Source organism: Tardiphaga alba, assembly GCF_018279705.1.
GTDB classification, from domain to species: domain Bacteria; phylum Pseudomonadota; class Alphaproteobacteria; order Rhizobiales; family Xanthobacteraceae; genus Tardiphaga; species Tardiphaga alba.
Genome location: NZ_CP036498.1, coordinates 4,753,841 through 4,767,321, shown reverse-complemented (window position 1 = coordinate 4,767,321; position 13,481 = coordinate 4,753,841). Strand labels below are relative to the sequence as shown.

Here is a 13,481-nt window from a genome sequence, read left to right as displayed (position 1 = left end):
CCTCCGAATCGAATGTCGTGCCTGCGCGCGAGCCGTCCATGCAGGTGATCCGTCGCAATGGCACGGTGTCGCCCTTCGATGCCGGCAAGATTTCGGTGGCCATGACCAAGGCTTTCCTCGCCGTCGAAGGCAACACCGCCGCTGCATCTCGCCGCGTTCATGAAGCTGTCGAGCAGCTGACCGGCGAGGTTTTTGCCGCGCTGACGCGGCGGATCGGGGAGGGGCGCACCTTCCACATTGAGGACGTGCAGGATCAGGTCGAACTGGCGCTGATGCGCAGCGAGCACCACAAGGTGGCGCGTGCTTATGTGCTGTATCGCGAGGAGCGTGCCCGTCGTCGTGCCGAGGAAGCCGCCGCGAAGCCAGCCGCTGTTCCGGCCGTGCCTGCGCTACATGTGACGCTCGCCAGTGGCACGCGTGTGCCGCTTGATGCCGCGCGTCTGGCGCTGATCGTCAACGAAGCCTGTGCTGGTCTCGATGGTGTCGATGCAGCGCCGGTGCTGGAGGAGACGAAGCGCAATCTCTATGACGGGATCACGCTGGACGAACTGGCGCTGGCCGGCATCATGGCCGCGCGTACGCTCGTGGAGCAGGAACCGAACTACACCTATGTCAGCGCGCGCCTGCTGCTCGACAAGCTGCGCACCGAAGTTCTGACCTATGTGCATGGCGTGCCAAATTCGGCTTCGCAGGCCGACATGGCTACGCGCTATGCGGAGTATTTCGGCGCTTATGTGAAGACGGGCATCGAAGCCGAACTGCTCGATCCCGAGCTTGCGCGCTTCGATCTCAAGAAGATCGCCGCTGCATTGAAGCCGGAACGCGATCTGCAGTTCCAGTTCCTCGGTCTGCAGACGCTGTATGACCGCTATTTCCTGCATGTCGGGGTAACCGCATCGAGCTGCCGCAGGCCTTCTTCATGCGCGTCGCCATGGGCCTCGCGCTGCGCGAGATCGATCGCGAAGCCCGCGCCATCGAATTCTACAATCTCTTGTCGTCCTTCGATTTCATGGCCTCGACGCCGACGCTGTTCAATGCCGGCACCCAGCGGCCGCAGCTGTCCTCCTGCTTCCTCACCACCGTGGCCGATGATCTCGACGGCATCTTCAAAGCCGTGAAGGATAATGCGCTGCTGGCAAAATATTCCGGCGGCCTCGGCAATGACTGGACCCGCGTGCGCGGGTTGGGCGCGCATATCAAGGGCACCAATGGCGAGAGCCAGGGCGTCGTGCCGTTCCTGAAGGTCGCGAACGACACCGCCATCGCCGTCAACCAGGGCGGTAAGCGCAAGGGCGCGGTCTGCGCCTATCTCGAGACCTGGCACGTGGACATCGAGGAATTCCTCGACCTCCGCAAGAACACCGGCGACGATCGCCGCCGCACCCACGACATGAACACGGCCAACTGGGTGCCGGACCTGTTCATGCAGCGCGTCGAACAAGATGGCGAATGGACGCTGTTTTCGCCGGACGAGACACCGGACCTGCACGATCTCTATGGCAAGCCGTTTGCCGAGCGCTACGCCGCCTATGAGGCGAAGGCGGCGCGCGGCGAGATGCGCGTGTTCAAGACGGTGCGTGCCACCGATCTGTGGCGGCGCATGCTCACCATGGTGTTCGAGACCGGCCATCCCTGGATCACCTTCAAGGACCCCTGCAATCTGCGTTCGCCGCAGCAGCATGCCGGCGTGATTCATTCGTCGAATCTCTGCACCGAGATCACGCTGAACACGTCGGATGATGAGGTCGCCGTCTGCAATCTCGGCTCGGTCAATCTGCTGCATCACGTGACGGAGCAGGGCATTGATCATGCCCGCCTGCAGCGCACCGTGACGACAGCGATGCGCATGCTCGACAATGTCATCGACATCAATTTCTACACCATTCCGGAAGCGCGTCGTTCCAATCTCAAGCATCGTCCGGTCGGTCTGGGCCTGATGGGCCATCAGGACGCACTGCATACGCTCGGTCTCGCGATGGCATCGGACGCCGCCGTTGAATTCGCTGATCTCAGCATGGAGGCGATCGCCTATCACGCCATCTCGGCTTCGGTGGATCTCGCCGCTGAACGCGGGCGCTATCCGTCCTATGACGGGTCGCTGTGGAGCCGCGGCATCCTGCCGATCGATTCCATCGAACTGGTGGCGGAAGCCCGCGGCGGTCTCGACATGGATCGCTCGCAGACGCTTGACTGGGCCAGCCTGCGCGAGCGCGTGAAGACCACCGGCATGCGCAATTCCAATGTGATGGCGATCGCGCCGACGGCGACGATCTCCAATATCTGCGGCGTCGCGCAGTCGATCGAGCCGGCCTATCAGAATCTCTATGTGAAATCGAACATGTCGGGCGATTTCACCGTGGTGAACGCGTTCCTGGTGCGCGATCTCAAGAAGCGCGGGCTGTGGGACGAGGTGATGGTCTCGGACCTCAAATATTTCGACGGCAGTGTCGGAGCCATCGACCGCGTGCCGAGCGATTTGAAGGCGCTTTATGCGACCTCGTTCGAGATCGATAGCGCCTGGCTGATCGAGGCCGCGGCACGTCGCCAGAAGTGGATCGATCAGGCGCAGTCGCTCAATCTCTACATCGCCAATCCGTCGGGCAAGAAGCTGGATCAGCTCTATCGCATGGCGTGGACCAAGGGTCTGAAGACGACCTATTACCTGCGCTCGCGCAGCGCGACCCATGTGGAGAAGTCCACGCTGAAGGGCACCGACGGCAAGCTCAATGCGGTTTCCGCGACAGGCGTGTCGGCTGCGCCAATCCTGGTGAAGTCGTCAGACCTCACCGCGCCGGATCTGTCCACCGTGATGGCGTGCTCGATCGACAATCCCGAATGCGAGGCGTGCCAGTAAGGGCAACGCCGTCTCTCACAGCCGTCATGCCCGGCGAATGCCGGGTATCCACGCCTTAGTCGCAAGCGAAGGCGTGGATGGCCGGGACAAGCCCGGCCATGACGGAGCTTTAGATCCTTAGAAAGAACACCCCATGCTCGACTGGTCCGACACCTCCTCCGCCCCCAAGGCTCCCGCATTCATTCCGCTCCCTGAAGCGCCCACCGACGCCACCGGTCTCGGCGAGATCGACCGTTCCGGCGGCCGCGTCTCCGTCGATGAAAAGCGGATGATCAACTGCCGCGCCGACGTCAATCAGCTGCTGCCGCTGAAATACAAATGGGCGTGGGAGAAGTATCTCGCGGGCTGCAACAATCACTGGATGCCCACCGAAGTCTCCATGCAGGCCGACATCGCGCTGTGGAAGTCGCGTGACGGCCTCACCGAGGACGAGCGCCGCGCCATCAAGCGCAATCTGGGTTTCTTCGCCGCATCGGAGTCGCTGGTCGCCAACAACATCGTGCTGGCGATCTATCGCCACCTCACCAATCCCGAATGCCGGCAGTATCTGCTGCGCCAGGCCTTCGAGGAGGCGGTGCACACGCACACGTTCCAATACATCGTCGAAAGCCTCGGTCTCGACGAGGGCGAGCTGTTCAACATGTATCGCGAGGTGCCGTCGATCACCGACAAGGCGGCATGGGCGCTCAAGCACACCCAGCATCTCGACGATCCCGACTTCAAGACCGGAACGCCCGAAAACGACCAGGCATTCGTCCGCGATCTCGTGGCCTTCTATGTGATCTTCGAAGGCATGTGGTTCTATACCGGTTTCGCGCAGATCCTGTCGCTCGGCCGCCGCAACAAGATGGTGGGAATCGCCGAGCAGTATCAATACATCCTGCGCGATGAATCGATTCACCTGAATTTCGGCATCGACGTCATCAACCAGATCAAGATCGAGAACCCGCATCTCTGGACCAAGCAATTCCAGGACGAGATCCGCAACATGATCCGCGAAGCCGCGGAGCTTGAAGCTGCTTATGGCCGGGACACCATGCCGCGCGGCTTCCTCGGGCTGAATGCGGCGCTGTGCGAGACTTATATGCACTTCATCGCCAATCGCCGCTGCGCCCAACTCGGCCTCGCGCCGGTGTTCGCGGAGACGGAAAATCCCTTCCCGTGGATGTCGGAAGCGATGGACCTGAAGAAGGAGAAGAACTTCTTCGAGACCCGCGTGATCGAATATCAGAACGGCGGCGCGCTCAGCTGGGACTAGGCGTTCGGATTGAGCTGGCCCACAAGCTCGTCATTGCGAGGTCAGGGAAAGCCGTCGGCTTTCCCTTTGGCGAAGCGACGAAGCAATCCACAAGCCACTAAGTCGGAAAGAACTGGATTGCTTCGTCGCAAGTGCTCCTCGCAATGACGGCAGGCAGCTGGTTCGCTGCCATGAACAGAAGTGCTTCGCCTTTCGTCTCATATGCCGCTGCATGGCGCTCATGAGGCGGCGTGGCTTGACCTGATCCTGTGATGCCAGCACCCATGCTGGCGTCACACGGATCGTCCATGCACAACACTCACATCCCCAAGGCGCCGGCTTACTGGTCGCGCGCCGCCATCGTGCCCGGCATTGTCGCCATCGGGCCGATGCTGCCCGGCACGCTGGCTTTCGGCATGGCCTTCGGTGCGCTCTGCGCCCAGAAGAGTTTTTCGCTGGCCGAAGTCGTGGTCATGATGGGCACGGTCTATGGCGGGTTGTCACAATTCGTGGCCGTGCAATCCTGGCCGGAGGTGCTGACGCCCGGCACCATCGCGACGCTCGCGCTGCTGACGCTGACCGTCAACATCCGCTTCATGCTGATGAGCGCGACGCTGCGGCCATGGTTCGGGACGCTGCCCGCATGGCAGGCCTATTCCTCCATGCTGCTGGTGACCGATGGCGGCTGGCTCGCGGCCATGCGCTATCGCGATCGCGGCGGCGCCGATGCCATGTTTTATGTCGGCGGCGGCATCGTGCTGTATCTGGTCTGGCTGGTGGCGGCGATCCCGGGCTTCCTGCTGGCGGAGCAACTCACCGATCCCAAGAAATACGGCGTCGATCTGGTTATGCCGGCCTTCTATGCCGCCATGCTCGTGCCGGCCTGGAAGGGGCCGCGCCGCGCCATCCCCTGGGTGGTCTCCGGCGTCGTTGCGCTCCTCGTTCACTGGCTGGTAGCCGGCTGGTGGTTCATCATCGCCGGCGCGCTGTCGGGGGCATTGAGCGCCGGCTTCATGGACGAGCCCGAAAAGGCGGGAGCTGCGGCATGACTGACTTTTTGCGCAGCGACGTGATGCTGGCTTTCGCCGTGATGACGGCCGTCACGGTGGCGTCCCGCCTCGGCGGCTACTGGCTGATGGGCTATGTGAATGTCACGCCCCGCGTCCGCCGGATGCTGGATGCGCTGCCGGGCTCGATCATCGTCGCCGCCGCGTTGCCGGTGGCCGTGAATGGCGGTCCCGTGGTGATTTTTGCCATTGCCGCCGCCATGGCTGTCACCATCATCCGCCGTAACGACTTCATCGCTGTGATCACGGGAATGGCGGTCGCGGCAGCTGCCCGGGCACTGGGGTTTGGGGGCTAACGACCTGCCCGAAAAAGTGAATCCCGTTATGCGCAAAATGCCTTGTCAAAGAGTAGGAACTGGTGTTCATCTCTTCTGGCGGGGCGACTGTCGAACCGCGCAAAACCTTGAACCCACGCATTTTCCTTGGTCGCCGGTCAGGCGCCAGGAACGGCGGACGCGGGATAAGCTCATGGTCTATCGACGAACCCAGCAGGTCGTGAAGCGACTTGCGGCACGGCGCAACGCCATTCTGGCCGCGGCGCGCGACACTTGTGCGGATGGGGGATGGCGGCGGTGCAGATCGCGCCGGTGGCCGTTCGCGCCAATGTCGCGGCAGGCACCGTCTATCGCTATTTCCCCTCCAAGGCGGATCTGATCTCCGAATTGATCGCGGATGTGTCGCGTGATGAATTGGCGGCCATTCGCCGTGCGGCCGATGCGGCGCCCGGGCCGTCCTCCGCTCTCGCTGCAGCCGTCACCACGGTTGCCGTCCATGTCGTCTCGAACCGTAAACTCGCTTGGGGCATTCTCGCCGAGCCGGTCGAGGTGGATGTCACTGAATCCCGACTCACCAGTCGCCGCGAGATCGCCGGCGAGATCGAAACCCGCATCGATGCGGCGATCCGTGCCGGTCATTTGCCGGCGCAGGATACGGCTCTGGCAGCGGCGGCCTTGCTCGGCGCGCTGCATGAGGCTCTGGTCGGTCCGATGGCGCCGGACAATTTCGATGATGCCGTGAAACTGCGCGATGCCGTCCAGACGGTCACGCTGCTGGCGCTTCGCGCCGTTGGCGTCATGGATGCCCGTGCGCGCGGCCTGGTGGTGCAGGCGGTGTTGCCGACCAAGATGGCGGCGCCTGTTTAAAGGGCCTCGTGTCCCGGCTCGCGCGGCAGCGTCAATGACCTGCGGCACGCCGGGACAGCGCTGATGCCTTACTTGATCTTGCCGTCTGCAGTATATTGCGCGAGGAACGCCCAGAGATCGTTGATCTCGGTTTCCTTCTTGATTCCCGCAAAGGCCATCTTGGTGCCGGGGATCTTCGCCTTCGGGTCCTTGATGTAATCCTTGAACGTCGCTTCATCCCAGGTGAGGCCGGAATTCTTGTTGGCGTCTGAATAGGAATAGCCGGCAACGCTGCCTGACTTGCGGCCGTTCAGCCCGTTCAGCTCCGGGCCGACCTTGTTCTTCGCGCCTTCGCCGACAGCGTGGCAGGCCAGGCATTTGTTGAACGAGGATTTTCCGGCGGCGACGTCCTGCGCGAACGCGAGTGACGGGAGGGTCGAGGCCGCAAGCACGAGGGTCGCGGCGAAGGTCACTTTATTCATGGATGGCTCTTCATGGTTGGCTTTCCGGATTGAATGTTCGCACACAGGTCGCAGCAAGCACAAGCGGGTACCATAAGGCCTCGGCTTCATGCTTTCGTTATCTGTTCAAAGCGACGCGGACGTGATTGATTCCGCTGAAAGCATGCAGCGGTTTCATATCGCGGTTGCGAAAGGGAAACGCTTCAATGACAATCATGATGCCGGCGAAAGATGAAGCCGTGCTGGCCAAGCGCGATGCCATCATCGCGGCCTTGCGAAAGCTGGTGCCGGGAGAGGGTGTGATCTCCAGCGCTGCCGAAATGCTCCCGTATGAATCCGATGGCTTCACCGCCTATCGGCAGCCGCCGATGGTGGTGGTGTTGCCGGATACGACCGAGCAGGTCTCGAAGGTCCTGAAATATTGCCATGACAACGGCATCAAGGTCGTGCCGCGTGGTTCGGGCACATCGCTGTCCGGCGGCGCATTGCCGCTCGCCGATGCGGTGTTGCTTGGCCTCGGCAAGTTCAAGCGCGTGCGCGAGATCGATTTCGACAACCGCGCGGTCGTCGTCGAGCCCGGCGTCACCAATCTCGCCATCAGCCAGGCCGTGGCGCATGCGGGCTTCTATTACGCACCCGATCCGTCATCGCAGATTGCCTGCTCCATCGGCGGCAATGTCGCGGAGAATTCCGGCGGCGTGCACAGCCTCAAATACGGCATGACCACCAACAATCTGCTGGGTTGCGAGATCGTGTTGATGAATGGCGAGGTGGTCCGCATCGGCGGCAAGACCGCGGAGCCATCGGGCTACGACCTGCTCGGCATCATCACCGGATCCGAAGGTTTGCTCGGCGTGGTCACCGAAGTGACTGTGCGCATTCTGCAGAAGCCGGAAACGGCGCGGGCTTTGATGATCGGCTTTGCCGAAGTGGAAGCCGCCGGCCAGTGTGTGGCCGATGTGATCGGCGCCGGCATCATTCCCGGCGGCATGGAAATGATGGACCGCCCGGCCATTCACGCCGCCGAAGCTTTTGTCCATGCCGGCTATCCGCTCGATGTGGATGCGCTACTGATCGTCGAGCTCGATGGTCCCGCCGTCGAAGTGGACGAACTCATCAAGCGCGTCGAGGCGATCGCGTTCAAATGCGGCTCGACCACGTGCCAGATTTCGGAGTCCGAGCAGCAGCGGCTGCTGTTCTGGTCCGGTCGCAAGGCGGCATTCCCCGCGGTGGGCCGTATCTCGCCGGACTATCTCTGCATGGACGGCACGATCCCGCGCGCCGCGCTGCCGCTGGTGCTGCGGCGGATGAAGGAGATGTCGGCCAAATACGGGCTCGGCGTCGCCAATGTCTTCCATGCCGGCGACGGCAACCTGCATCCGCTCATCCTCTATGATGCGAACAAGGAGGACGAGATGGAGAAAGCCGAAGCCTTCGGCGCCGATATTCTGCGTCTCTGCGTCGAAGTCGGCGGCGTACTCACCGGCGAACATGGCGTCGGTATCGAGAAGCGCGACCTGATGCCCGAGATGTTCAACGAGATCGACCTCAACCAGCAGCAGCGCATCAAATGTGCTTTCGATGCGCAGGGGCTGCTCAACCCCGGCAAGGTGTTTCCGACTTTGCATCGCTGCGCCGAACTTGGCCGCGTGCATGTGCATGGCGGGAAGCTGGCATTTCCCGATATTCCGCGGTTTTGATGATGGCTCGCTATTTAACTCTTTCTGTCGTCACCCGGCTTGACCGGGTGACCCAGTACACACCGTTGGTCCCGAGTTTACTGGATCGCCCGGTCAAGCCGGGCGATGACAGTAGGGATTGTCGCTATGTGATTGCCTTGAGGCCGCCGTGGACATACTAAAACCCAGAGACGCCGCCGACGTCGAGCAAGCCGTTCGTGCCGCCATTGCCAGCGAGCAACCGCTGGAGATCATCGGTCACGGATCGAAGCGCATGGTCGGGCAGCCGATTGCGACCAATGCGGTGCTGGACCTGTCGGCGCTCAACGCCGTCACCTCCTATGAACCGAACGAGCTGATCCTCACCGTTCAGGCCGGCGCTCCGTTTACCGATGTGTTGGCGCTGCTCGATACCAAGAACCAGCAATTCTCTTTCGAGCCGATGAACACGTCGCGCCTGCTCGGCACGCCCGATGTCGGCACCATCGGCGGCACGATTTCTGCCGGCCTCGCCGGGCCGCGCCGCATCCAGGCTGGCGGTGCGCGCGACCACCTGCTCGGCGTGCACGCGGTGTCGGGCTTCGGTGAAAGCTTCAAGGCGGGCGGTCGCGTGGTGAAGAACGTCACGGGCTATGATGTCTGCAAGCTGATCACCGGCGCCTGGGGCACGCTCGCGGTCATGACCGAGGTGACGCTGAAGGTGATGCCGCGTGCGGAAGCCGAGCGTACGCTGATCCTGCGCGGCCTCGACGACATCGCCGCCAACAAGGCCATGACGGCAGCGCTCGGCTCGCCCTATGATATCTCCGGTGCGGCGCATCTGCCGGGCTCGGCACTGCGCGCCGTGCAGGGACCGCTGGGCGAGATCGCTGCCGCCGATCAATCGGTGACGCTGATCCGGCTCGAAGGCATTACCGCATCGGCTTCCAGCCGGGCAGCATCATTGAGCAAGCTGCTGCAATCCTACGGCACTGCCGAAATCATCGAAGACAGTCAGTCCGCTGCGCTATGGGCTGATATCCGCGACGTCGTTCCATTTGCGGCCAGTGGGCCACGCGCTATGTGGCCTGTCTGGCGGATCGTCTGCCCGCCGGCCTCGGGCGGCAAGCTCGGGCAGGAAATTGCAAAGCGCTCGCAGGGCGAGGTCGTTTATGACTGGGGGGCGGCCTGATCTGGGCGGCGCTGCCGCCATCGGCCGACGCGCAGGCGTCGCAACTCCGCAAGCTTGTCGATGCCGCCGGCGGTCACGCCACGCTGATCCGTGCGTCCGAAGACGTCCGTCGCGCCATCGATGTGTTTCATCCGCTTGCACCGGGCGTCGCTGCGCTTGGCGACCGCGTACGCAAGAGTTTCGATCCCAAAAGTATTCTCAATCGCGGCCGGATGTCGCGGAGTTTCTCGACATGAAAACCGATTTCTCACCGACCCAATTGGCCGATCCCGATATCGCGGAGGCCGACAAGATCCTGCGCAAATGTGTGCATTGCGGCTTCTGCACCGCGACGTGCCCGACCTATGTGCTGCTCGGCGACGAACTCGATAGTCCGCGCGGCCGTATCTATCTGATCAAGGAGATGCTGGAAAAGGGTCAGAAGCCGACCCAGGAGGTGGTGAAGCATATCGACCGCTGCCTGTCGTGCCTGGCCTGCATGACCACCTGTCCATCTGGCGTGAACTACATGCATCTGGTCGATCAGGCGCGGGTGAAGATCGAGAAGGAATATGTCCGGCCGTTGCCGGAGCGGCTGCTGCGCGATGTGCTGGCCTTCGTGCTGCCGCGTCCGGCCCTGTTCCGGCTCAGCATGACGGCCGCTCGGCTGGCACGCCCGCTGGCAGCGCTGCTGCCCTCCACGCGCAAACAGGCGAGCCCGAACCTGCTCAGCCGCGTCAAGGCGATGCTGACCATGGCGCCGGCAAAGCTGCCGCCTGCCGGTCCCGCCGGGGGCAGCGTGTTTCCCGCCATCGGCCCGCGGCGGGCCCGTGTCGCATTGCTGCAAGGCTGCGCCCAGCAGGTGCTGGCTCCGCGCATCAATGATGCCGCGATCCGGCTTTTGACCCGCCACGGCGTCGAGGTCGTGCTGGTGCGTGACGAACAGTGCTGCGGTGCGCTGACCCATCATCTCGGCCGCGACGATGACGCGACAGCGCGCGCCAAGGCCAATATCGGTGTCTGGCTTGGCGAGGCCGATCGCGGCGGCCTCGACGCGATCCTGGTCACGGCGTCCGGTTGCGGAACTGTCATAAAGGACTACGGCTACATGCTGCGCGAGGATGCGGAGTTCGCAGCGCCTGCCGCCAAGGTGTCATCGCTCGCCAAGGACATCAGCGAATACGTGAACGCGCTGGATCTGCCGATACCTGACAAACAAAGCAATTTGGTTGTCGCCTATCACTCGGCGTGCTCGCTGCAGCATGGGCAAAAAATCACACAGGCACCCAAAGAATTGCTTTCCAAGACTGGATTCGTGGTGAAAGATATCCCGGAGAGCCATTTGTGTTGCGGTTCGGCGGGTACTTACAATCTGCTCCAGCCTGATATCGCGAGCCGTTTGCGTGACCGGAAGGTCGCCAACATCGCAAGCGTCAAGCCGGATGTCATCGCTGCCGGCAACATCGGCTGCATGGTCCAGATCGCCGGCGGGACGGATGTCCCGGTCGTACACACGATTGAGCTTCTCGATTGGGCGACGGGCGGTCCCAGGCCAGGATTGAACTGATCGATCCAATCCAGCAAGCGAATGACGACGCATTTACCTGTGTCGTTTAAACATGCGTCAATGGCCCCGCGCTGGCGCGGAGACGTGAACGCCGATCTCGATCGATCGGCGGCAACAGGAGCACCACGATGGCTAAAGACAAGAAATTGAAGAAGGACAAGAAAGACAAAAAGAAGCTGAAAAAGCTCAAGCAGGCTGAGGCTGCGAAGACCTCTGCCAAGAAGGCATCGAAGAAGTCCGCCAAGAAGTCGGCGAAGAAGGCAGCTCCCAAGAAGGCAGCTTCCAAGAAGACGGTGAAGAAGGCAGCTAAGAAAGCGCCCAAGGCCGTGAAGAAGACCGCCAAGAAGGTTGCGAAGAAAGCTGCCAAGAAGACCGTGAAGAAGGCTGCGAAGAAGTCCGCAGCGAAAGGGCCGGCGAAGAAGGCCGCTGCGCCCAAGAAGGCTGTGAAGAAGGCCGCGCCGAAGAAGGCCGCCAAAGCGCCGGTCGCCAAGGCGCCCGCCAGGAAGGCTCCGGCCAAAAAGGCGCCGAAGGCCAAGGTCAGCGTCTCGAACGAATTGATGGCTAGCGCCGCCGCCGCGCCGGTGGTGATGGATGCTCCGGCGCCCGCGCCGCTGCCGCCCAAGCCGCCGCGCAAGCCGCGCGTCCCCAAGCCGAAGGCCGAGCCGAAGCCGGTGGCGCCGATGATGTCGCCCGTCGAAGACAGCAGCCCGAGCTGGACGCTGCCGCTGGCCTCGCCCTCCGAGCCCGAGCCGGGTCCGGTGGAAGGCCATTCGCCCGGTGACACGTCGCCGGCCGAGTCTTCGGATGAGGACGACATGAAGTAACGTTGGACCGATCTGGTCCTGCAGGGATGAGGCCGCAGTTTCGACTGCGGCCTTTTTCTTTTGAGCGATCCGCAGCGTGAGTGAGTCGCGAGGCTCTCAGCGATTCGGAATGCGCGTTGTCCGCGCAGTTGAATACCCAAGCCGAACGCTGCTGTGTCCGCCCGGACGGGACAGCAATTCCATTCAGCGGTAACTGAGGAGCTGGAATGCCTCAAAAACCGTGCTGGTTTTGCAACACCTTGCCACAACCGCTCACGGAAACGTGCATTCGCCCAAAGAGGCGGCAGTTGCCCGTTTTTTCTCCTTCACCGTGTACCTCTTACGCCTCAGAGTTGCGACAGGTTTACGGATTACGCGGTCTCGCCGTCTTATCGACACAAGATCGCTCGGTTTCATAAGTGATGGGGAATGTCATGAAGAAGGTAGTTATTGCCGCTTCCGCGGTTCTGGCGATGGGGGCCACCACGGTGTCGGCAGCCGATCTCGGCGCCAAGATGTACAAGAAGGCACCGCCGATCGTGGCCGCCTATGATCCGTGGGATGTCGCTTTCGGCGCCTCGATCACCAACAACTACCTGTTCCGCGGCGTGTCGCAGTCGAACAACCGTCCGTCGGTGACGGCCTACTTCGAGCCGCGCTACAATGTGAACAAGGACCTGCAGCTCTATATCGGTACCTCGGCCTCGAGCATCTCGTTTGCCAACCGCGCTGCCCTTGAAATCGATGGCTACTTCGGTATCCGCCCGACCTTCGGCGCCGCAGCTTTTGACTTCGGCTTCTGGTACTACGGTTATCCCGGCGGTCAGTGCATCGACTTCGACCCGGCTGGCACCGCGGGCGTTTGCGGCGTGGGCGCTGGTGCTGCGACGCTGCCGAACGGCAACGTCATGAAGAAGGATGTCAGCTTCTACGAGGTGTATGGCAAGTTCGCTTACACCTTCAACGACTACTTCACGATGGGGGTGTCGGACAACTATTCGCCGAACTTCCTGAACACCGGCGCGTGGGGCAACTATGCCGCCATCACCGCCAAGGCGATCGCGCCGTCGACCTGGTTCGGTACGTCGGGTGTCGGCATGTATGCATCGGGTGAATTCGGTCGTCAGTGGCTGGGCACCTCGGACTCGTTCTACTCGTTCGCTGCTCCGGGCATCGGCCCCGGCATCAAGTATGCCGACTACAACACCTGGAACGTCGGCATCGGCTTCACCTACAAGGTCTTCACTCTTGACCTCCGTTACTCGGACACCAACCTGTCCAAGGGTGATTGCAACGCCTTCACCTCGGACTTCACCGCCAGCCAGCCTGGCTTTGCGACCCCGATCAACGGCGGCTTCGGCTCCAGCTGGTGCGGCGCGACCGGCATCGTCAAGCTGTCGGCTGACCTGACCGCGATGCAGAACCTGAAGTAAGCTTTTCCGGCCTTCGGTTGGATACAGACGGGCAGCGAGCAATCGCTGCCCGTTTTTCTTTGCGCAGATCTGCCCTCTCATTGCCGGCATTGCTGGGTGCCACGAGACC

8 protein-coding genes and 3 pseudogenes are annotated in these 13,481 nt (G+C 62.2%); 10 read left to right on the top strand and 1 reads right to left on the bottom strand.

Features of this window, described 5'->3' with window-relative positions:
• Positions 1-38 precede the first annotated feature (38 nt).
• The 5 genes and pseudogenes from RPMA_RS22815 (at position 39) to RPMA_RS22795 (ending at position 6,300) form a co-directional block, all read left to right on the top strand.
• Positions 39-2,854, top strand: a pseudogene (locus RPMA_RS22815) (ribonucleoside-diphosphate reductase subunit alpha).
• A gap of 133 nt (positions 2,855-2,987) precedes the next feature.
• Positions 2,988-4,112, top strand: a complete 1,125-nt coding sequence (locus tag RPMA_RS22810) for a ribonucleotide-diphosphate reductase subunit beta (protein WP_211909921.1) — start codon at positions 2,988-2,990, stop codon at positions 4,110-4,112.
• Positions 4,113-4,399: 287 nt separating this feature from the next.
• On the top strand, positions 4,400-5,140 hold the full coding sequence (locus RPMA_RS22805; RefSeq protein WP_211909920.1) for an AzlC family ABC transporter permease: 741 nt from the start codon (positions 4,400-4,402) through the stop codon (positions 5,138-5,140).
• Complete coding sequence (locus RPMA_RS22800; RefSeq protein ID WP_211909919.1) at positions 5,137-5,454, top strand: AzlD family protein; 318 nt, start codon at positions 5,137-5,139, stop codon at positions 5,452-5,454. Before RPMA_RS22805 ends, RPMA_RS22800 begins: the two co-directional genes overlap by 4 nt.
• Positions 5,455-5,626: 172 nt before the next feature.
• Positions 5,627-6,300 (top strand): annotated as a pseudogene (locus RPMA_RS22795) (TetR/AcrR family transcriptional regulator).
• Positions 6,301-6,368: 68 nt separating this feature from the next.
• On the opposite strand, the gene RPMA_RS22790 reads toward RPMA_RS22795, so the two are convergent.
• Complete coding sequence (locus tag RPMA_RS22790) at positions 6,369-6,761, bottom strand: c-type cytochrome (RefSeq protein ID WP_211909918.1); 393 nt, start codon at positions 6,759-6,761, stop codon at positions 6,369-6,371.
• 185 nt (positions 6,762-6,946) lie between these two features.
• Here RPMA_RS22790 and RPMA_RS22785 point away from each other — a divergent pair, with 185 nt between their 5' ends.
• From RPMA_RS22785 to RPMA_RS22765, 5 genes and pseudogenes are all read left to right on the top strand, one after another.
• On the top strand, positions 6,947-8,440 hold the full coding sequence (locus tag RPMA_RS22785; RefSeq protein WP_211909917.1) for an FAD-linked oxidase C-terminal domain-containing protein: 1,494 nt from the start codon (positions 6,947-6,949) through the stop codon (positions 8,438-8,440).
• A gap of 148 nt (positions 8,441-8,588) precedes the next feature.
• A pseudogene (locus RPMA_RS22780) lies at positions 8,589-9,826 on the top strand (FAD-binding protein).
• Positions 9,823-11,136 (top strand): glycolate oxidase subunit GlcF, encoded by a 1,314-nt coding sequence (gene glcF / locus RPMA_RS22775; protein ID WP_211909916.1) that lies wholly within the window; start codon positions 9,823-9,825, stop codon positions 11,134-11,136. Before RPMA_RS22780 ends, glcF begins: the two are co-directional and overlap by 4 nt.
• 128 nt (positions 11,137-11,264) lie before the next feature.
• Complete coding sequence (locus tag RPMA_RS22770) at positions 11,265-11,960, top strand: hypothetical protein (RefSeq protein WP_211909915.1); 696 nt, start codon at positions 11,265-11,267, stop codon at positions 11,958-11,960.
• Between the two features lie 413 nt (positions 11,961-12,373).
• Positions 12,374-13,372, top strand: a complete 999-nt coding sequence (locus RPMA_RS22765; protein WP_211909914.1) for a TorF family putative porin — start codon at positions 12,374-12,376, stop codon at positions 13,370-13,372.
• Positions 13,373-13,481: the final 109 nt, after the last annotated feature.